21 protein-coding genes are annotated in these 20,499 nt (G+C 68.9%); all 21 read right to left on the reverse strand.

The features are described from left to right. Positions 1–11 precede the first annotated feature (11 nt). The 21 genes from nucS to BLQ50_RS15820 all read right to left on the reverse strand — a co-directional run bounded on the left by nucS (position 12) and on the right by BLQ50_RS15820 (position 20,456). Positions 12–707 (reverse strand): endonuclease NucS, encoded by a 696-nt coding sequence (gene nucS / locus BLQ50_RS15720; protein WP_093185708.1) that lies wholly within the window; start codon positions 705–707, stop codon positions 12–14. A 65-nt stretch (positions 708–772) separates the two neighbouring features. Beyond that, positions 773–1,198 (reverse strand): DUF2550 domain-containing protein, encoded by a 426-nt coding sequence (locus tag BLQ50_RS15725; protein WP_093185711.1) that lies wholly within the window; start codon positions 1,196–1,198, stop codon positions 773–775. 27 nt (positions 1,199–1,225) lie between these two features. Then, on the reverse strand, positions 1,226–1,510 hold the full coding sequence (locus tag BLQ50_RS15730) for a F0F1 ATP synthase subunit epsilon (RefSeq protein WP_093185713.1): 285 nt from the start codon (positions 1,508–1,510) through the stop codon (positions 1,226–1,228). A 47-nt stretch (positions 1,511–1,557) separates the two neighbouring features. Further along, positions 1,558–3,045 (reverse strand): F0F1 ATP synthase subunit beta, encoded by a 1,488-nt coding sequence (gene atpD / locus BLQ50_RS15735; protein WP_093185715.1) that lies wholly within the window; start codon positions 3,043–3,045, stop codon positions 1,558–1,560. Between the two features lie 102 nt (positions 3,046–3,147). After that, positions 3,148–4,044 carry a F0F1 ATP synthase subunit gamma gene (locus tag BLQ50_RS15740; protein WP_093185718.1) on the reverse strand — a complete coding sequence of 299 codons (897 nt, stop codon included), beginning with the start codon at positions 4,042–4,044 and terminating at the stop codon, positions 3,148–3,150. 3 nt (positions 4,045–4,047) lie between these two features. Next, positions 4,048–5,682: a F0F1 ATP synthase subunit alpha gene (gene atpA, locus BLQ50_RS15745; protein WP_093185721.1), complete on the reverse strand. Its 1,635-nt coding sequence runs from the start codon at positions 5,680–5,682 to the stop codon at positions 4,048–4,050. A gap of 87 nt (positions 5,683–5,769) precedes the next feature. Further along, the gene (locus tag BLQ50_RS15750; protein ID WP_093185723.1) at positions 5,770–6,585 is read right to left on the reverse strand and encodes a F0F1 ATP synthase subunit delta; all 816 of its coding nucleotides are present in this window, start codon (positions 6,583–6,585) and stop codon (positions 5,770–5,772) included. Beyond that, positions 6,585–7,169 carry a F0F1 ATP synthase subunit B gene (locus BLQ50_RS15755; RefSeq protein WP_093185725.1) on the reverse strand — a complete coding sequence of 195 codons (585 nt, stop codon included), beginning with the start codon at positions 7,167–7,169 and terminating at the stop codon, positions 6,585–6,587. Before BLQ50_RS15755 ends, BLQ50_RS15750 begins: the two co-directional genes overlap by 1 nt. After that, positions 7,169–7,399 carry an ATP synthase F0 subunit C gene (locus BLQ50_RS15760; RefSeq protein WP_066464947.1) on the reverse strand — a complete coding sequence of 77 codons (231 nt, stop codon included), beginning with the start codon at positions 7,397–7,399 and terminating at the stop codon, positions 7,169–7,171. Before BLQ50_RS15760 ends, BLQ50_RS15755 begins: the two co-directional genes overlap by 1 nt. A gap of 132 nt (positions 7,400–7,531) precedes the next feature. Continuing rightward, positions 7,532–8,407 (reverse strand): F0F1 ATP synthase subunit A, encoded by an 876-nt coding sequence (gene atpB, locus BLQ50_RS15765; protein WP_093185728.1) that lies wholly within the window; start codon positions 8,405–8,407, stop codon positions 7,532–7,534. A 133-nt stretch (positions 8,408–8,540) separates the two neighbouring features. Beyond that, the gene (locus tag BLQ50_RS15770) at positions 8,541–9,071 is read right to left on the reverse strand and encodes a Cg1360 family ATP-synthase-associated protein (RefSeq protein WP_093185731.1); all 531 of its coding nucleotides are present in this window, start codon (positions 9,069–9,071) and stop codon (positions 8,541–8,543) included. Next, positions 9,068–10,192, reverse strand: a complete 1,125-nt coding sequence (locus tag BLQ50_RS15775) for a glycosyltransferase family 4 protein (RefSeq protein WP_093185733.1) — start codon at positions 10,190–10,192, stop codon at positions 9,068–9,070. Before BLQ50_RS15775 ends, BLQ50_RS15770 begins: the two co-directional genes overlap by 4 nt. After that, positions 10,189–11,019 carry an L-threonylcarbamoyladenylate synthase gene (locus tag BLQ50_RS15780; protein ID WP_093185735.1) on the reverse strand — a complete coding sequence of 277 codons (831 nt, stop codon included), beginning with the start codon at positions 11,017–11,019 and terminating at the stop codon, positions 10,189–10,191. Before BLQ50_RS15780 ends, BLQ50_RS15775 begins: the two co-directional genes overlap by 4 nt. Further along, positions 11,016–12,083, reverse strand: coding sequence for a peptide chain release factor N(5)-glutamine methyltransferase (gene prmC / locus BLQ50_RS15785; RefSeq protein ID WP_245701309.1), 1,068 nt, complete (start codon positions 12,081–12,083; stop codon positions 11,016–11,018). Before prmC ends, BLQ50_RS15780 begins: the two co-directional genes overlap by 4 nt. 5 nt (positions 12,084–12,088) lie before the next feature. Next, the gene (gene prfA / locus BLQ50_RS15790; RefSeq protein WP_093185738.1) at positions 12,089–13,174 is read right to left on the reverse strand and encodes a peptide chain release factor 1; all 1,086 of its coding nucleotides are present in this window, start codon (positions 13,172–13,174) and stop codon (positions 12,089–12,091) included. A 213-nt stretch (positions 13,175–13,387) separates the two neighbouring features. Continuing rightward, positions 13,388–13,594: a 50S ribosomal protein L31 gene (gene rpmE, locus BLQ50_RS15795; protein ID WP_093185740.1), complete on the reverse strand. Its 207-nt coding sequence runs from the start codon at positions 13,592–13,594 to the stop codon at positions 13,388–13,390. Positions 13,595–13,745: 151 nt separating this feature from the next. After that, a complete protein-coding gene (locus tag BLQ50_RS15800; RefSeq protein WP_139185852.1) occupies positions 13,746–14,204 on the reverse strand; it encodes a hypothetical protein in 459 nt (152 codons plus the stop codon). Positions 14,205–14,339: 135 nt separating this feature from the next. Beyond that, a complete protein-coding gene (rho, locus tag BLQ50_RS15805) occupies positions 14,340–16,619 on the reverse strand; it encodes a transcription termination factor Rho (protein ID WP_093185744.1) in 2,280 nt (759 codons plus the stop codon). Between the two features lie 453 nt (positions 16,620–17,072). Continuing rightward, positions 17,073–17,996 (reverse strand): homoserine kinase, encoded by a 924-nt coding sequence (thrB, locus tag BLQ50_RS15810; RefSeq protein ID WP_093185747.1) that lies wholly within the window; start codon positions 17,994–17,996, stop codon positions 17,073–17,075. 10 nt (positions 17,997–18,006) lie between these two features. Continuing rightward, complete coding sequence (gene thrC, locus BLQ50_RS15815) at positions 18,007–19,077, reverse strand: threonine synthase (RefSeq protein WP_093185750.1); 1,071 nt, start codon at positions 19,075–19,077, stop codon at positions 18,007–18,009. Beyond that, entirely contained in the window at positions 19,077–20,456 is a 1,380-nt protein-coding gene (locus BLQ50_RS15820; protein ID WP_093185753.1) for a homoserine dehydrogenase, read from the reverse strand. Before BLQ50_RS15820 ends, thrC begins: the two co-directional genes overlap by 1 nt. Between the last annotated feature and the right edge of the window lie 43 nt (positions 20,457–20,499).

Below are 20,499 nucleotides of genomic sequence, written 5' to 3' on the forward strand. Positions count from 1 at the left end.
CAGGTGAGCGATCAGAACAGGCGCGCGTCCACGTCGTCGACCCCGCGCATGGCGTCGTAGTCGAGGATCAGGCAGGTGATGCCGCGGTCGGTCGCCAGGACCCGTGCCTGCGGCTTGATCTCTTGGGCGGCGTAGACGCCACGGACCGGGGCGAGCATCGGGTCGCGGTTGAGCAGGTCGAGGTAGCGGGTGAGCTGTTCCACACCGTCGATGTCGCCACGCCGCTTGATCTCGATCGCGACGCTGGCCCCCGAGGCGTCCCGGGCGAGGATGTCGACCGGGCCGATCGCCGTCGGGTATTCGCGTCGGACCAGGGTGTGCCCGGGGCCGACCAGCTCGATCTGCTCGGCGAGCATGGCCTGCAGGTGCGCCTCGACGCCCTCCTTGATCAGGCCCGGGTCGATCCCCAGGGCGTGGGAGGAGTCATGGATGATCTCGTGCAGCTCGATCTCGAGGCGGTCGTCGCTCTTCGCGTGCTGGACCGCCCAGACCTCGCTGACCCCGCGGGCGACGGCTTCGTCGTCGGGCATGGTGACGGCCATCGAGCAGGGCGGGCTCATCCAGTTCAGCGGCTTGTAGGACCCGCCGTCGGAGTGCAGCAGCACGCTGCCGTCCGCCTTGACCACGAGGAGCCTCGTGGCGAGCGGGAGGTGAGCGGCGAGCCGACCCGTGTAATGGGCCGAGCACCGGGCAACAACAAGACGCACAGCTAACTCCTAGAGACCTAGAGAAGACACATGTTCACCGGCGCCGTGGGACGCCGGACCACCCATCACACCACGAAGTGGCGGGAGCTGGGTGGCGCGGACTCGAGCCAGGAGGCGAGCCCTGAATAGGCCTCCGGGGACATGGTCAGATCAAAGGTCTCCGCGCCGTACCGGCACTGCACGAGGAACAGGTCGGGCCGGCCTGCATGGTCCAGCGGCACCCGACCGGTGACCGAGAACGGCCGACGCAGCCACTCGTGCGTCGGCCTGATCGAGAGCGAGCGAGACTGCCACCAGACGAGCCGGTCCGCGCGATAGACGCCGAAGCCCGAGCGCCACGGCCCACCGGTCGCCGAGTCGGTCGTGAACCTCAGCCTGGACTCGAAGGAACCCACGTGGTGGGACAACGCACGAAGTCGTGAGAACCCCAGGCCAGCCACGAGCAGGACTGCAGCCAGCAGTCCTACCAGTGTCCAGACCAGGATCCCCACGACTTCGTCAGTACTCCGCAGCCGGTATCAGTGCGCCGCGGGCAGGATAGACACGTCGAGCTTGGCCGAGTCGACGACGATCGTGATCGCGTTGTCGTCGACCGAGATGAATCCGCCCGAGACGGCGACGTCTACGTCGGCTGCCCCGGTCCGGTGGATCTTGACGTGCCCGGGACGCAGAACCGCCAGCAGCGGCGCATGGCCGACGAGAATACCGACGTCGCCGTCGGCGGCCGGCGCGCTGACCAGCCTCGCGCTGCCCGACCAGACCTTGCGGTCGGCCGCGACGAGGTCAACTTCAAGCTGTGCCACGTGCTACTCCTGTGATCGTTGGGGTGGGACCAGAGTGAAGAACAGCGTCAGACGCCGTACTCCTTCTGGATCCGTGCCCAGTTCCGCTCGAGGTCTTCGAGGCCACCGATGTTGAAGAAGGCCTGCTCCGACATGTGGTCGAAGTCGCCGTCCGCGATCATCGAGAACGCCTCGATGGTCTCCGTCATGGGCACCGTGGAGCCCGGGACAGAGGTGAACTGCTCGGCCATGTACGTGTTCTGCGAGAGGAACTGCTGGATGCGACGGGCACGCGAGACGACCGTCTTGTCCTCTTCGGAGAGCTCGTCGACGCCGAGGATCGCGATGATGTCCTGCAGCTCCTTGTTGCGCTGGAGGATCTGCTTGACGCGCGTCGCGGTGTCGTAGTGCTTCTGACCCACGTAACGCGGGTCGAGGATGCGCGACGACGAGGCGAGCGGGTCGACGGCCGGGTACAGACCACGCGAAGCGATCTCGCGGGAGAGCTCGGTCGTCGCGTCCAGGTGGGCGAAGGTCGTCGCCGGAGCCGGGTCGGTGTAGTCGTCTGCGGGGACGTAGATGGCCTGCAGCGAGGTGATCGAGTGACCACGCGTCGACGTGATGCGCTCCTGGAGGAGACCCATCTCATCGGCGAGGTTCGGCTGGTAGCCCACCGCGGACGGCATGCGCCCGAGCAGCGTCGAGACCTCGGAACCGGCCTGCGTGAAGCGGAAGATGTTGTCGATGAAGAGCAGCACGTCCTGCTTCTGCACGTCGCGGAAGTACTCAGCCATCGTGAGGGCCGAGAGCGCGACGCGAAGACGCGTGCCTGGCGGCTCGTCCATCTGGCCGAAGACAAGGGCGGTCTGCTTGATGACACCCGACTCGGTCATCTCCTCGATGAGGTCGTTGCCCTCACGGGTACGCTCACCGACACCCGCGAAGACAGACACACCGTTGTGGTTGTTGGCCACACGGTAGATCATCTCCTGGATGAGGACGGTCTTACCAACACCGGCTCCACCGAAGAGACCGATCTTTCCACCCAGGACATACGGGGTGAGGAGGTCGATGACCTTGATGCCGGTCTCGAACATGGAGGTCTTCGACTCGAGCTGGTCGAAGGCCGGGGGCTTACGGTGGATCGGCCAGCGCTCGGTGATCTCGATCTTCTCGCCCGGCTTGGCGTTGAGGATGTTCCCGGTCACGTCGAAGACGTGACCCTTGGTGACATCACCGACGGGGACGCTGATCGGGGAACCGGTGTCGGTGACGACGGCGCCGCGGACCAAGCCGTCGGTCGGCTTGAGAGCGATCGCCCGGATGAGCGAGTCTCCCAGGTGCTGCGCAACCTCGAGGGTCAGCACGAAGGGGCCGGTCCCCTCGCCCTCGCCCTGAGCGGAGAGGTCGATCTCCACCGTGAGCGCGTTGTACATCTCGGGGATGGCATCGGCCGGGAACTCGATGTCGACGACGGGACCGATGACGCGGGCCACACGGCCCACGCCGGATCCGGCCTGTGAGCCGGCCGTGGCTTCGACGGACGTGGCGGTCATTACTGGCCTCGCTTCGCTGGGCCGGAGGTGACTCCGGCGGGGACTGTGCTGAGTGGTGATGCTGTGACGATGGCAGTGCTGCTCTGGGTCATCATGCGCCGGTCAGGACGCCGCAAGCGCGTCAGCGCCCGAGACGATCTCGCTGATCTCCTGGGTGATCTCACCCTGGCGCGCCTGGTTGGCCAGACGCGTGTACATGCGGATGAGGTCCTCGGCGTTCTCCGTGGCCGTGTGCATCGCCCGTTGACGCGAGGCGAGCTCGGAGGCCGCGGCCTGGAGCAAGCAGCTGTAGATCCGGCTGCGCACGTACCGCGGGAGCAAGGCGTCGAGCACGGCCTCGGCCGAGGGCTCGAAGTCGTACAGCGGCAGCGTCTCAGCCTCGCCGACCGGCGTGACGCCGTCGACGATCTCGAGCGGGAGCATGCGGATCACCCGGGGACGCTGGGTCACCATGTTCACGAACTGCGTGTACACGATGTGCAGCTCACCGACGCCGTCGAGCTCGTCGTCGGCCAGGAAGGCAGCCAACAGGGTGTCGGCCATCTCCTCGGCTTCGACCGCATCCGGAGAGTCCGAGCCGCCGGTCCAGGAACCGGCGATCGGGCGTCCACGGAACTGGTAGTAGGCGAAGGCCCGCCGTCCGCTGACGTAGAGAGCCACCTCCTTGCCCTGCTCCGTGAGCCGCGTGATGAGCCCTTCGGCCTCGCGGATGGCGCTGGCGGCATACGCCCCCGCCATGCCTCGGTCAGAGGCGATGACGAGGACAGCAACCCGGTTGTTCCCCCGACGCTCGGACGTCAGCGGGTGCTGGACGGTCGAGTGCGTGGAAACGGCCGAGACCGCACGGGTGATGGCATCGGCATACGGAAGAGCCGCTGTGACGCGGGCGCGGGCCTTGCCGATGCGAGACGCTGCGATGAGTTCCTGAGCACGGAACATCTTCTTCAGCGACTGCGTCGACTTGATCCGCTCCTTGTAGACGCGCTGGTTACCGGCCACAGGTCACGCCTTCTTCTGACGGACGATCTGCTCCTGCTCGACAGGCGCTGACTCGTCAACCGGACCAGACTCGTCGCCGATGAGCGGAGAACCGTCGCCCTTGAGGAAGCCGTTGCGGAACACGTCGACGCCTGCGGCCAAGGCCGCCTCGGTGTCGGCCTCGAGCTTGCCGGTCGAGGCGATCGTGGTGAGCACCTCGGTGTTCCGGCGCAGGTGGTCGATCAGCTCGGTCTCGAAGCGGCGCACGTCCTCGAGGGGCACGTCGTCGAGCTTGCCCTTGGTTCCGGCCCAGATCGAGGCGACCTGGTCCTCGACCGGGTACGGGGTGTACTGCGCCTGCTTGAGCAGCTCGAGCAGACGAGCACCACGGTTGAGCTGGGCGCGCGAGGCCGCGTCGAGGTCGGAGGCGAACATTGCGAAGGCCTCGAGCGAGCGGAACTGCGCGAGGTCGAGCTTCAACGTTCCCGAGACCTTCTTCATGGCCTTGATCTGTGCCGAGCCACCAACACGCGAGACCGAGATGCCCACGTCGACCGCGGGACGCTGGTCGGCGTTGAACAGGTCGGACTGCAGGAAGATCTGACCGTCCGTGATCGAGATGACGTTGGTCGGGATGTACGCCGAGACATCGTTCGCCTTCGTCTCGATGATCGGCAGACCGGTCATCGAACCGGCACCGAGCTCGTCGGAGAGCTTGGCACAACGCTCGAGCAGACGGGAGTGCAGGTAGAAGACGTCACCGGGGTATGCCTCGCGGCCCGGCGGACGACGCAGCAGCAGCGAGACGGAGCGGTACGCCTCAGCCTGCTTGGACAGGTCGTCGAAGACGATGAGGACGTGCTTGCCCTCGTACATCCAGTGCTGGCCGATGGCCGAGCCGGTGTACGGGGCGATGTACTTGAACCCGGCGGGGTCGGAGGCCGGAGCCGCGACGATCGTCGTGTACTCGAGCGCGCCGGCCTCTTCCAGGGCACCACGCACGCCGGCGATGGTCGACCCCTTCTGGCCGATCGCGACGTAGATGCAGCGAACCTGCTTGGACGGGTCGCCCGTCTCCCAGTTCGCCTTCTGGTTGATGATCGTGTCGATCGCGATCGCCGTCTTGCCGGTCTGGCGGTCACCGATGATCAGCTGACGCTGTCCGCGACCGATCGGGATCATCGCGTCGATCGCCTTGAGGCCGGTCTGCAGCGGCTCGTGCACAGACTTACGGGCCATGACGCCCGGAGCCTGCAGCTCGAGGGCCCGCCGTCCCGTCGTGACGATCTCTCCGAGACCGTCGATCGGTGCACCCAGCGGGTCGACGACGCGACCGAGGTAGGCGTCGCCGATTCCGACCGAGAGGACCTCTCCGGTGCGGCGCACGAGCTGGCCCTCTTCGATCCCGGTGAACTCACCGAGGACGACGACGCCGATGAGGCGCACGTCGAGGTTCAGTGCGAGGCCGAGCGTGCCATCTTCGAATCGCAACAGCTCGTTGGCCATTGCGCCCGGAAGGCCTTCCACCTGCGCGATGCCGTCACCAGCCAGGACAACCCGGCCAACCTCTTCGGTGACGACGGTCTCAGGCTTGTAGGACTTCACGAAGCTGTCCAGCGCGGCCCGAATCTCCTCGGGCCGGATCGTCAGCTCAGCCATTGCTTGTCTCCTGTCGTGGCCGCATGTGCGGTCGAACTTTCATGTCTGTGGAACCGGCCGCTGCCGGCCGTGCGGAGCGGAAGGCGCTCAACCTGCAAGCCGTCGCCGAGCATCGGCCAGGCGGGTCAGCACCGTGGAGTCCACGACGTCTGAACCGATCTGGATGCGAAGGCCGCCGACGACCTCGGGGTTGACGGTCAGGTCGATCTGGACCGCCGATCCATAGGCCGACTCCAGCAGGGCCGCGAGGCGGTCCAGCTGGGCTTGGCTGAGCTCGGTTCCCGACGTGACCGAGGCCACGATGCGGTTCCGACGAGCTGCGGCGATCCCGCCGACCCGCACGAGTGCGGGAACGAAGCGTTCCCCACGCGGGATGCCGGTTGCCCGGCGGCAGATCGCGATGGTCACCGGGTCGGCCTTGCCGACCAGGATGTCGTCGACGAGCTTGATGCGCCGGGCCGGGTCGGTCGAGCTGTCTGAGAGGGCCTGACGGACCTCACGCTGCCCGACGAGCTCCCGGGTGATCCGGAACAGCTCGGACTCGACGGCCTCGAGCACGCCGCGCGCCTGCGCCGACGCCAGGTAGGCGGTGATGCCGAGCGTGTCGACGGCATCGGCCAGGTCGCGCTCCGAGGACCACCGGGCCCGGGCAAGGCCCTCGACGATCTCGACCGTGCGAGGGTCAAACGCCTTCACCAGGAGCGAGCGGGCAAGATCTGCCTTGTCCTGAGCGGGACGTGACGGGTCTGCAAGAGACCGGCGCAGCGCCCCTGAGGCGTCGAGAGCGTCGACCACGGCGAACAGCTGGTCGCCGATGGTGTGGGCCTGCTCCCCGGCAGCGGCCAGGACCGGCTCGAGCCGGTCCTGGGCTGCGTGGAGAGACGCCAGGCTGGTCCCTCGCATCACTTCCCCTTTGCTGCGGTCGTCAGGGCCGAGGCCTCGAGGTCATCGAGGAAACGGTCCACGACACGTGACTGACGGGCGGTGTCCTCGAGGGACTCCCCGACGATCTTGGAGGCGAGCTCGGTCGCGAGCGCGCCGACGTCGCCCCGCAGCGAGATCGCTGCGGCCTGACGCTCGGCCTCGATCTGACGCTGAGCCGTCTCGAAGATTCGTGCGGACTCCTCGCTGGCCTTGCCGCGCGCCTCTGCCACGATCTCCGCGCCTTCGGTGCGTGCATCCTCGCGGATGCGTGCGGCCTCGGTGCGTGCCTCGGTCAGCTGCGCCTTGTACTCGGCGAGCAGCGCGTCGGCCTCGGCCTGCATCGTCGCGGCCTTGCTCAGCCCGCCCTCGATCTTCGCCGTGCGCTCATCGAGGATCTCGGTGAACTTGGGCAGGACGAGCTTGTAGAACATCCAGGCGATCGCGATCAGGACAACCGCAGACCAGAGGATGTCATACCCGGCGGGCAGGAACAGGTTGATGCCCTCGACCTCTTCGCTCCCAGACGCAGCCAGGATGGCCCCGGCGGCCGTCAGGGTGGTCATCAGAACAGGAAGCCTGCGACGATGCCCAGCAGAGCGAGGAGCTCGACGAAGGCGACACCGATGAACATGGTGGTGCGGAGCTGGCCGGCGACCTCAGGCTGGCGTGCCATGCCCTCGACGGTCTTGCCGATGAGGATACCCAGACCGATACCCGGGCCGAGGGTCGCGAGACCGTAACCGACCGTGGCGATGTTGCCGGTGAGCTCAGCGAGAGTAGTGGTGGTGTCCACTGGGGTGTTCCTTCCGTTGGGCGCCCCGTCGGGGCGTCATGTGGGACGTGCTACGCGGAGAAAAGTTAGGTGCTGCGGTGCTGCGGTGCTGCGGTGGTGCAGTCCTGCGTCTGGCGGCACGGACGACAGGCGTCAGTGCTCCTCTTCGATCGACATCGAGATGTACACGGCGGCGAGCAGCGTGAAGACATATGCCTGCAGGCCCGCGACCAGCATCTCGAAGAGGGTGAAGCCGAAGCCCGCGGCGAGGGAGACAACACCCATCGCCTTGAGCGCTCCGGTGGCCTCGACGAAGAAGAAGTTCGTCGCCGAGAAGCACAGGACCAGCAGCAGGTGACCGGCGATCATGTTGGCGGTGAGTCGCAGTGCGAGCGTCACCGGCCGGAACACGAAGACCTGCAGGATCTCGATCGGCGTGATGAGGACGTAGAGGAACCACGGCACGCCCGCTGGGAAGAGGCTGACCTTGAGGAAACCTACGAGCCCGAACTTCTTCATGCCGGAGCCGAGGTACACGACGTACACCCAGAGTGCGAGCAGCACGGGGAGCCCGAAGAGGGACGTGCCCGCGATGTTCAGGAACGGGATGACGCCCGTGATGTTGAAGGCGAGGATCGCGAAGAAGATCGTCGTCAGCATCGGCAGGTACTTGCGCGCGTTGTGACCGAGGATCTCGTCGGCGATCTGGACCCGGACGAAGTCCAGTGCCATCTCGGCGATGTTCTGGCCGCGACCGGGGACAAGCTTGGCCCGGCGGGCGGCGAGGACGAACAACCAGATGAGGACGACGGCGGCGACCACTCGCACCAGCATGATGCGGTTGAACTCGAAGATCGTGTCCTCGAAGAAGATTGCCGTCGGGAAGAACTCCGAGATCGACGGGGGATGGAATCCGCCGTCCTCACCGGAGGCGGCGAACTGCGTAATCGTCGCGATGGTGGACAGAAGAAGCTCCCGGTCGTCGTGGTCTGCGTGGCGCGGGCGACTTCGCGTGCGCGCACAAGGCAAACCTGTCCGTCATGGATTAAGAGAATTCTAACCCAGCGACGGCCGTGCTGGCGACGGCGTCTCACGGTGAACGTCCGCGGATTTACTCACCGGCACGGCCGCCGAGGGCGCCGGTCCCAGGGCATGGACCCGATCAGTGCGGGGTGTCGTCCGAGGTCACGATCGGAGATACGTAGGGCTCGCGGCCGCGGATCACCGAGACCATGTCGAGGGCGGCGGAACCGACCACTCCGACCATGACGATCACCGCGAAGATCAGGTGGTGATAGAAGTCCAGCTGCCCCAGGACCGCGAGGATGATGACCAGGACGAGCATCTTGGCGATCCACCCACCGAGGAGCAGTGCCATGGTGGTGTTCGGGCCCTTGTCCGCGGTGTAGAGCATCGAGGCGATGGTCGTCCCGGAGAAGATCAGCGTGACCCCGACCCCGAGCAGCGCGGCCCAGACGCCCGACGCCCCGGCGACGAGCGCGCCGACGCCGATCCCGACGACCGTGAGCACAACGAGCATGATCAGGGTGGCCCGCAGCGCGGAGGCGAAGATCTCCTTGGTGACGTGCGGCGGGACCACCGGGATCGCGGGTGCAGCGGCGTCGGCGGCCTCGGCGGCGGGCCGCGGCTCGTCGGGAGAGTCCGGTGCGGGCTGTGAGTCGTGGTTGCTCATGAGGTCTTTCCTTCGAGGGTGGCGCCGTTGCGGGCTCTGCGCCCGCGCAGGGGGCCGAGCGTGAGGGCGATCGAGATGATGACGGCGACCGCGAGCCAGGCCGCAACAGTCCGCCAGGGCGCGACGACGAGCGCGGCAGCACCGAAGGAGAACACCGCGCTCCACAGGTACATGATGATCACCGCGCGGGGATGGGAGTGGCCCAGCTGGAGCAGCCGGTGGTGCAGGTGCATCCGGTCAGGATGGAACGGGGACTTCCCGGCGAGCACCCGTCGCACGACCGCCAGGACCATGTCCAGCAGAGGCAGCAGCAGGACTGCCATCGGCAGCAGGATCGGGATGAAGGCCGGGATCGACTTTCCACCGGAGGCCTGGGAGGGATCGATCTGCCCGGTGACCACGATCGCGGCCGACGCGATCGTCAGCCCGATGAGCATCGATCCGGAGTCCCCCATGAAGATCTTCGAGGGATGGAAGTTGTGCGGCAGGAACCCCAGGCACGCGCCCACGAGCGCCGAGATCACGACCGTGGCGAGGTTGGAGTAGTCGGTCGGGCTCGCGTCCTGGGTGAGCAGGTAGGTATAGACGAAGAAACCGGTCCCGCCGATCGCGATCATGCCCGCGGCCAGCCCGTCGAGCCCGTCGACGAAGTTCACCGCGTTCATCGCCACGACCACCACGAGGATGGTCGCGATGAGCGAGAGGCGGCTCGAGCCGATCGTCAGCCCGCCGATCGGGATGGTGATGAGCTGGACGCCCTGCCATGCCATGAACCCGGCCGCGAGGACCTGGCCGACGAGCTTGGTCATCCAGTCGAGGTCCCAGATGTCGTCGGCCACGCCGAGCAGGCACACCATCGCCCCGGCGCCGAGGATCACCCAGGCGGTGTCGGATGCCTCGAAGACCCCTTCGAGGAAGGGCATCTTGGAGGCGAACAGCAGCGCGGCGGCCAGCCCGAGCCACATCGCCACCCCGCCCAGGCGCGGCGTCGGGATGGTGTGCACATCGCGCGCGCGGACCGCGGTGACCGCGCCGGTGCGGATGGCGAGCCACCGGGCGAACGGGGTGAGCAGGAACGTCACCGCCGCCGCTACGAGCATGACCAGGAGATAGACCCTCACCCGGGAGCGTCCTCACCATCAGGGCTGGCCTCGGCGGGTGCTGGGCTGGACGACGCCGCAGCGTCCGGCGCATCGACCGGCGCATCGCCGTCGGGCACCAGAGCGACGGGGGCGTCGTCCTGGGCGCCGTCGACGGGTGCGTCGTCACCGGACGCGTCGTCGACCGGCGCCTCGACGACGGGCACGTCTTCAACGGGTGCGACGGCGTTGAGCTCGGCGAGCGTGATCGCCCCGGGCCGCACGACTCGCAGCACGGGTCCCGTCGCGTCCACGATGGTGGATGCGACTCCCCCGGGGGCAAGGCCGGCGTCGAGGTAGACCATGACCGAGACGCCGAGCTGAGCATGGGCGTCCTGCGCGGTGAGCGCGGCGGGCGAGCCGGTGCGGTTCGCACTCGAGACGGCCATCGGCCCGGTACGGGCGAGGAGCGCAAGCGCGGTCGGGTGGTCAGGCATCCGCAGGGCGACCGTGCCGAAGGTCTCCCCCAGGTCCCAGGCGAGCGATGGCTGGGCAGTGAGGATGAGCGTCAGCGCGCCGGGCCAGAAGTGGGTCGCGAGGGCGCGGGCGTCGTCGGGCACCTCGGTTGCGAGGCCGTCGAGGGTCGCGAGGGAACCCACCAGAACGGGGGGCGGCATCTGCCGGCCGCGGCCTTTGGCCGCGAGCAGAGCGGACACGGCGTCGGGGTTGAAGGCGTCGGCACCGATGCCGTAGACGGTGTCGGTCGGCAGGACGACGAGGCCGCCGCGCTGGACGACGTGCACAGCCTCATCGATGGACGGACCCCACTCGGAGGGGTCGTGGGCGGGGCGGATCGCGGACGTACTCACGGGTGAGAGTCTTCCATGATCGGGGACCGGTTTCGACGAGCCACGACCATCCGCGGGCGCCCGGTGAGGTCGACATGGGTCGTGGCCGGGTCGAAGAGACCGGTCTCGGCGACCATCGCACGGGCTGCGGCGTCCTGGACCTCGGCATGCTCCATGACGTAGAGCCCACCCGGGGCGAGCAGCCGCGCGGCGGAGCGGGTCACCCCGCGCGGCACCTCGAGCCCGTCGGGGCCCAGGCCGTAGAGCGCGACGGCGGGGTCGTGCCGGGCGACCTCCGGGTCCTTGGGCACGGCGCCGGTGGGGACGTAGGGGGGATTGGAGACGACGACGTCGCAGGTCCCGTCGAGCTCCGCGAAGGCCCGGCGGGCATCGCCGCGGACGAGGTCGACGAGGGTGCCAGACGTCGATGGGTAGGCGGCGACGTTGCGCTGGGCCCAGACGAAGGCCTCGGCGTCGAGCTCGACGGCGTGCACCCGGGCGGCCTCGACCTCGGTGTGCACGGCGATCGCGATCGCCCCGGACCCGGTGCACAGGTCCACCACGAGGACGCTCCCGCGCTCCGCGGCGACCCGGCGCGCCTCGTCGATCGCGACCTGGGCGACGGCCTCGGTCTCGGGCCGCGGGACGAAGACGCCGGGGCCGACGGCGAGCTCCGTGTGACGGAAGGGGGCTGTGCCCGTGAGGTGCTGGAGCGGTTCGCGGGCGGCGCGACGTGTGACGAGGTTGAGGAAGCGGTCCTCTGCGGATGCGGCGGACTCTTCCAGTGCGGTAGCTCCGGGCGCTGCATCTCCAAGTGCTGCCACTCCGAGGACAGGCCGCCCGAGCAGCAGGCGGTGGGTCAGGTCAGCTCGGCTGAGCCCGCAGACGTGCGCGAGCAGCAGCTCGGCGTCCACCCGCGGGGAGTCGACGCCAGCGTCGGCGAGCCGTGCGGCGGCCGACCGGAGCAGCCGGGCGGCGTCCTGCGGCGCGGCTGCGCGCGCAGGGCTCGCGTTCGGGCCGGCGTCGGCACGGTTCGACTGTTCATCCGGGCTCATGGCATCCGGGGTCACGTCGTCCTTGGTCACGTCGATCAGCTTCCGGCGGCGGCCAGTCGGGCCGCCTCGTCCGCCTCGATCGCCGAGCGGACCACGGGCTCGAGGTCGCCGTCGAGCACCTGGTCGAGGTTGTAGGCCTTGTAGCCCGTGCGGTGGTCGGCGATGCGGTTCTCGGGATAGTTGTACGTGCGGATGCGCTCGGAGCGGTCGACCGTGCGGACCTGGGACCGGCGGATGTCGTTCGCCGCGGCGGCCTCTTCCTCCTGGCGTGCGGCCAGCAGGCGGGCCCGCAGCACGCGCATGGCCTGCTCGCGGTTCTGCAGCTGGGACTTCTCGTTCTGCATCGACACCACGATTCCGGTGGGGATGTGGGTGATGCGCACCGCGGAGTCGGTCGTGTTGACGGACTGCCCGCCCGGGCCGGAGGACCGGTAGACGTCGATGCGCAGGTCGTTCTGGTCGATCTCGAGCTCGCCGACGTCCTCGACCTCGGGGAAGACGAGCACCCCGGCGGCTGAGGTGTGGATGCGGCCCTGCGACTCGGTCACAGGCACGCGCTGGACGCGGTGCACGCCGCCCTCGTACTTGAGGTTGGCCCAGGCGCCGTCCTCGGGCGCGACGGTGCCCTTGGCCTTGATCGCGACCTGGACGTCCTTGTAGCCGCCGAGGTCGGACTCGGTCGCGCTGATGACCTCGGTCTTCCAGCCACGCCGCTCGGCGTAGCGCAGGTACATCCGCAGGAGGTCACCCGCGAAGAGCGCGGACTCCTCGCCGCCCTCCCCCGCCTTGATCTCGAGGATCACGTCACGGCCGTCGTCGGGGTCACGCGGGATGAGCACCCGGCGCAGCTTCTCGGACGCTGAGGCGGCGGCAGCGTTGAGAGCCGGCAGCTCCTGGGCGAAGGAGGGGTCCTCCGCCGCGAGCTCGGCGGCGGCTTCGGCGTCCTCGGTCGCGGCGTGCCAGCTGCGGTACGCGGCGACGACCTGGCCGAGCTCGGCGTACCGGCGTCCTAGCGTGCGGGCGCGGGCGGCGTCGGCGTGCACGGACGGCTCGGAGAGCTGCTGCTCGATCTCGGCGTGCTCAGCAAGGAGCGGCTCCGCCGCTGCAAAAGACTCGTTCATCGGGATCGGTTCCTCGCTGGGTGCCTGCGTCTGTCGTGCGGTGGGATCGCACGGTCGTGGCGCGGTGGGGTGCTGCGTCGGCTGAAGCTCTGGGTACGGCCCTGGGTAGGGCCCCGGGGTTAGGCCCCGGGTAAGACAACAGCGCCGGTGGAACCAGCGTCGGTTGCCCCTGGAGAGGTTGCCGACGCCGGTTCCACCGGCGCTGTGAAGTCGCTACTTCTTGCCGTAACGAGCCTCGAAGCGGGCCACGCGGCCACCGGTGTCGAGGATCTTCTGCTTGCCCGTGTAGAACGGGTGGCAAGCGCTGCAGACGTCGGACGAGATGACGCCCGAGACCTGGGTGCTGTGCGTGACGAACGAGTTCCCACAGGTGCAGGTGACCGTGGTCTCGACGTACTCGGGGTGAATTCCAGACTTCACAGGGTTCTCCTTGGGGTATGCCCCTGGGTCGTGAACGCCAACCGTGCACGTGAACCAGAAGCCAACGGGACATTGTCTCAGAACAACGGCCGGGACGAAAATCATCCCGACGACCCCAACCTCACCGCCACCGTCGCCACACCGCAGCCGGTCAGGCCGGCGCGTTCGGAACCGCTACGCCGATCATGGCGAAGAATCCCATCAAGCCAACCGTGAACCCACAGCCCAAGACCACCATGCGCGGCGTCATGCCAGGCCCTGGAGATCGCCAGGGCACGGCATGGCGACCCGTGAGCGGGGGCTGCTGTCGTCCTCGACCGGCGGGTGGCTGCACAGTCCGCGGCAAGCGCAGGCCAAGCACAAGAAGCACCCCGGCGAGTGCACTGGACGCGGAGAAGGTCAGAGGTTCCCCGGCCACAGCGACCAGGATGAAACCAGCCGCGGTGATGGCTATCGGGATGCCAGAGCGGGCTTGCACGGCAGGCCACATGGACCTCGGCAGCTGCGCCGGACCGATCCACGGGAAGGCGACGAGGGGACATGCGCAAGAGCACAGGAGCACCAGCCAGACACCGACCAGGAAGATCACCTCGCGGATCGACTCCATCATGGGCCCCATTGTGCCCCGGCACCCGATACCGCCCGCTCCCAGACACGACAAAAGACGCGCGACCCCGGGCATACATGCCCAGGGTTGCGCGTCCGGTGCGCGACCGGAACTACCGGCTCAGCGGGTGTCGGCAGATCAGATCGTGCGCCCCGCGTGCTCGTCCATCGGACCGGCCGGCGTGGTCTTCTGCACCTGCATGAGGAACTCGGCGTTGGACTTGGTGTCCTTGAGCTTGCCGAGGAGCAGCTCGATGGCCTGCTGGTGGTCGAGCGCACCCATGACGCGGCGCAGCTTGTAGATGACCCGCAGCTCGTCCTGACCCATGAGGATCTCCTCGCGGCGGGTACCCGAGGCGTTGACGTCCACGGCCGGGAAGATCCGCTTGTCCGCGAGCGAGCGTGCCAGGCGCAGCTCCATGTTGCCGGTGCCCTTGAACTCCTCGAAGATGACCTCGTCCATCTTGGACCCGGTCTCCACGAGCGCCGAGGCGAGGATGGTGAGCGAGCCACCGTTCTCGATGTTGCGAGCCGCACCGAAGAACCGCTTGGGCGGGTAGAGCGCCGAGGCGTCCACACCACCGGAGAGGATCCTGCCCGACGCCGGAGCCGCGAGGTTGTAGGCACGCGACAGCCTGGTGAGGGAATCGAGGAGCACGACGACGTCCTGGCCCAGCTCGACCAGGCGCTTGGCCCGCTCGATCGCGAGCTCCGCGACGATCGTGTGGTCGGAGGCCGGACGGTCGAAGGTCGAGGCGATGACCTCACCCTTGACCGTGCGCTCCATGTCGGTGACCTCTTCAGGTCGCTCGTCCACGAGCACCACCATGAGGTGGACCTCGGGGTTGTTCGCCGTGATCGCATTCGCGATCTGCTGCATGATGATCGTCTTGCCGGCCTTGGGCGGGGAGACGATGAGACCCCGCTGGCCCTTGCCGATCGGGGCGACGATGTCGATGACACGAGGCGTCAGACGCGTGGGGTCACCGGTCTCCAGGCGCAGCCGCTCCTGCGGGTACAGCGGCGTGAGCTTGGCGAAGTCGGGGCGGTTGCGCGCCTCCTCCGGAGCCATGCCGTTGATCGTGTCCAGGCGGATCAGCGCGTTGTACTTCGACCGGCCGGCCGTCGCCTGGCCGCTGGTGTCACCCTCGCGAGGCTGACGCACGGCTCCGGTCACGGCGTCGCCGCGTCGCAGGCCCGACTTCTTGACCTGGCTGAGCGAGACATACACGTCGTTCGCACCTGGCAGGTAGCCCGAGGTCCGCACGAAGGCGTAGCTGTCGAGGATGTCGAGGATGCCGGCCACGGGCAGCAGGACGTCGTCCTCGCTGACCTCGATCTCCTCGAAGGCGATGTCCGCGGCGCCGCCACGGGTGCGCGCGCCACGCTTGTTGCGGTCGCGATCGCGGTCCCGGTCACGGAACCGGTCGCGTCCACGCCGACGACGGCCACTGCCCTCGTCGTCGTCGAAGCCGTTGCTGCGGTCCGGCCCGTTGCCACGGTCGTTCTGACGCTGAGCGTCGTTCTGACGCTGGCCATCGTTCTGGCCGCCGCGCTGAGCGTCACCCTGGCGCTGGCCATCATTCTGGCGCTGGCTCTCGTTCTGACGCTGGCCGTCATTCTGACCACCACGCTGGCGGTTGCCCCGCGCCTGGCCGTCGTTCTGACCGCCGCGCTGACCGTCCGTCTGGCGCTGACCATCAGTCTGACGCTGGCCATCATTCTGACCACCACGCTGGGAGTCGCGCTGAGAATCACCACGCTGAGCGTCGTTCGAGCTGCGCTGGCTGTCTCCGGTTGCGCGAGCTGCGTCGCCGGTCGCGCGAGCCGCGTCGTCGGACGTGGAGCGAGCGGCGGCGGGTGCGCCGTCGACCGGCGCACCGGCGCCGCGGGCTGCGCGGCGCGAGCCACGCTCGCGAAGCGGACGGTCGGGCAACGTCACGTCGACGACGGCCGCCGCGGCACGAGCCGCACGGTCGTCGGCGGTCTCTCCTGCCGCGAGACGAACGTCGGCACGGTCAGAGCGGACCCGGTCGGTCCGCACCGGTGCGTCGAGGGAAGCGATCGACCGGGCGGCACGCGCCGAGGCTGCGTCCTCCCGGGCGGACGACGACGAGTCGGCCGACGACGCGGTCGCTGTCGGCGCGGACGCCACGGCCGGAGCCTGGGTCGAGGTCGCTGGTGCAGCGACCGAAGCAATGGCAGACCCGGAGGCCTTGGCGGGACGGCCGGAGCCGCCGCCCTGCGTCGCCTTGATGACGTCGACAAGATCGCTCTTGCGCATCTTGGACGTGCCCTTCACACCAAGCTGGGAGGCCAAAGCCTGCAGCTCGGGAAGTCGCAGCGCAGAGATCGCGCCGGTTCGGGCGGGGCCACCAGCAGCAGTGCTGCTCGAGGTGGCGTCGATGGTTTCAGTCACGAAGGACCCTTCCCCTCGTTCACAGCCCGCGCATCAGAAACTGACGGGCTGCGTGCGGTCGACGTCCGGCACTGAGGCGGCCGGTACGTAGTACGAACACACGTCACGTCGAGACGACGCAACGAGAGATGACACGTGTTCGGATTGTTTCCCTTGTGCGGCGCCGGCTGCGTATCCACCATGACTGTCCGCAGAGGTCTCAGCTATCGACGACCTCGGGTGATCAACGAGAGATGAGATGCATCGACGGAGATGACCTGTGGAGCAAGACTCGGTGATTTCAGTGGCGCACTCGCCCGGCGAGTGCCGGGACCTGTGGGAAACTGTCATCACTATAACACTCAGCAGGCCACCATCCCGCCCATTCCCCCGCCCGCCGCCACGCGCCTTCAGGCGCGTAGTCACGCGGCTTCAGGCCCGCGACCACGCGCCTTCAGGGCGCGCGGTCAGGCGTCACAGACGCTCGGCGACCGCGCCCACGGAATCGATCCCCGGCTGCAGCGCCCGCCACCGCGGCGATCCGCCGACAAGCTCGTCGACCGCCGCAGCTACCCTCTCTCGGTCGGATACCGGGTGCAGCACCAGGACGGTCGGTCCCGCGCCGGAGACCGTCGCGGCGATCCCCTGCTCGCGCAGCCCGCGGACCAGCTCCCAGGTGCTCGTCATGACGCCCGAGCGGTACTCCTGGTGCAGCCGGTCCTCGGTCGCGTCGAAGAGCAGCGCCGGCTCCTGGGCCAGGGCATGGACGAGGAGCGCGGAGCGTCCCGCATTGAACGCGGCGTCGCCGTGCGGAACCGTGGCCGGCAGCACACCGCGCGCCGCGCGGGTGGCCAGGCGGGAAACTGGCACGACGAGCGTCGGTTCGATGTCGGGGTGGACCTGCAGCCGCGCGGCCTGCGGGCCGTTGCCGTCCCTCGACCAGGCCACGGTCGCCCCGCCGAAGATCGCCGGGGCGGCGTTGTCCGGGTGTCCCTCGAGCTCGGTCGCCAAGGCGAGGATCGTCGCGTCGTCGAGCCCGGTCGGGTCGGCCACGAGCATCCGCGCGGCCAGCAGGCCGGCCACCACGGCGGCGGCCGACGAGCCCATCCCGCGCCCGTGCGGGATCACGTTCGTGCAGGTCAGATGCAGACCGGTCTGCGGAGCGCCGACGTGGTCGAGGGCGACCCGCAGCGCGCGCACCACGAGGTGACGCTCGTCGTCGGGCACCTCGCCGGCGCCCTCGCCGGTGACGTCCACGCGGACCTCGGAGCTGGCCAGCGCCCGCACCTCAAGCGTGTCGTGGTAGCCCAGGGCGAGGCCGAGGGCGTCGAAGCCCGGCCCGAGGTTCGCGCTCGTGGCCGGGACCCGGACGCGGACGTGATCTGCTCCCAGCTGCATGGCGGCCGGTTCAGACCAGCTCGAGCGCAGCGGCGATCGACATGATGTCGGCCGTGACGCGCTGCGGGACGACGTCGGAGCCGTCCAGGGTGCGCAGGGCCCACTGGGGGTCCTTGAGACCGTGACCGGTCACGGTCACGACGATGCGCGCCCCCGCCGGCACGAGGCCGCGACGGGCGCGGGAGAGGATCCCGGCGACGCCGGCGGCCGAGGCCGGCTCGACGAACACGCCGGCCTCCGCGGACAGGATGCGGTGCGCGGCAAGGATCTCCTCGTCGGTGACCGCCTCGATCACGCCTCCGGAGGTGTCGCGGGCCTCGATCGCCTGCTCCCAGGACGCGGGGTTGCCGATCCGGATCGCCGTGGCGATCGTCTCGGGCTCGGTGATCGGGTGACCGGCGACGATCGGCGCGGAGCCGGCGGCCTGGAAGCCCCACATCTGCGGCAGGCGGGTGGAGATCCCGGCCGCGGCGTACTCGGTGTAGCCCTTCCAGTACGCAGTGATGTTGCCGGCGTTGCCGACGGGCAGCGCGTGGATGTCGGGGGCGTCGCCCAGGACGTCGACTATCTCGAAGGACGCGGTCTTCTGGCCCTGGATACGGTCCGGGTTGACCGAGTTGACGAGCTCGACCGGGTAGGCCTCGGCGAGCTTGCGCGCGGCCACCAGGCAGTCGTCGAAGTTGCCGTCGACCTGCAGCAGCGTCGCGCCGTGCGCGATCGCCTGGCTGAGCTTGCCCATGGCGATCTTGCCGTCCGGGACCAGCACGGCGCAGCGCATGCCGGCCGCGACCGCGTACGCGGCTGCCGAGGCGGAGGTGTTGCCCGTCGAGGCGCACACGACGACCTTGGCGCCCTTGTGCTTGGCCGCGGAGATCGCGGTCGTCATGCCGCGGTCCTTGAAGGACCCGGTCGGGTTCATGCCCTCGACCTTGAGGAACACCTCGGCGCCGGTGAGCGCGGACAGCGCGGGGGCGGGAACCAGCGGCGTGCCACCCTCACCGAGGGTGACGATGTGCGTCGTCAGGTGCTCGGGCAGCAGGTCGGCGTACTCACGGATGATTCCTTGCCACAGGTGAGCCATCAGGATCCTTCAACTCGTAGAACGGACATGACGTCCTGGACGGCGTCCAGGTCTGCGATAGCGGCCACGGTCTGGGCCAGCGCGGACTCGGCCGCGTGGTGGGTCGTGATGACGAGCAGCGCGACGGTCGAGCCGTCGCTGCCCACGCTGGTGGCTCGACTGTCCTGATCGGGCAGGGCGACCTGGCGCACGGCCTCGATGGACACGCCCGTGGCCGAGACGACCTGGGCGACCTGGGCGAGCACGCCCGGGCGGTCGGAGACGGCCAGGCGCATCTGGTAGCGGGTGCGCGACGTCGCCGGGGCCGCGATGGGCAGGCCAGCGTAGTGCGACTCCGCCGGGCCCTTGCCGCCGAGCACGCGGTGGCGCGCGACGGAGACGACGTCGCCAAGGACGGCCGAGGCGGTCGGCGCGCCGCCCGCGCCGCGGCCGTAGAACATGAGCTCACCGGCGGCCTCCGCCTCGATGAACACGGCGTTGAACGCCCCGCGCACCCCGGCGAGGGGGTGGTCGAGCGGGACGAGGGCGGGGTGCACCCGGGCCGAGACGCCGGCCTCGGTCGCCTCGCAGATCGCGAGCAGCTTGATGACATGACCGGTCTGCTTGGCCCAGGCGACGTCGTCGGCCGTGATCTTGGTGATGCCCTCGCGCTGGACGTCGGAGATCGTCACACGGGTGTGGAAGGCGAGCGAGGCCAGGATGGCGGCCTTGGCCGCGGCGTCGAATCCCTCGACGTCGGCGGTCGGGTCGGCCTCGGCGTAGCCGAGCTCCTGCGCCTGGGCGACGGCCTCGTCGAAGGCCAGGCCGTGCGTGGTCATCTGGTCGAGCACGTAGTTCGTCGTGCCGTTGACGATGCCCAGGACCCGCTGGATCCGGTCGCCGGTGAGCGACTCGCGGATCGGGCGGACGATCGGGATCGCGCCGGCGACGGCGGCCTCGTAGTACACGTCGACGCCGGCCTCGTCGGCCGCGCGGTAGAGCGTGGGACCGTCCTCGGCGAGCAGCGCCTTGTTCGCGGTGACGACGGAGGCCCCCGAGGCGATCGCGTGCAGCAGCAGCGTGCGGGCCGGTTCGATGCCGCCGATGACCTCGATGACGATGTCCGCGCGCTCCACGAGCGCACGGGCATCCTCGGTCAGCAGCGCGGGGTCGATGATCGCGTCACGCGGGGCAGTGATGTCCCGGACGGCGATGCCGACGAGGTCGAGCCTGGCGCCGACCCGGGAGGCGAGGTCGTCGGCTTGCTCGATGAGCAACCGCGCGACCTGGGTCCCGACGACGCCACATCCGAGCAGTGCGACGCGGAGCGCCGATGGTGCGGGCACAGGAGGCCACCCTTCAGGTCGTTGAGAGGTCACCACGCCCGGCCGGAGACGCATACAGAACGCAGTGCGCACAGACGGTCAGGTGACGCCCACAGGA

This window comes from Sanguibacter gelidistatuariae, from assembly GCF_900096585.1.
Classification (GTDB): Bacteria; Actinomycetota; Actinomycetes; order Actinomycetales; family Cellulomonadaceae; genus Sanguibacter; species Sanguibacter gelidistatuariae.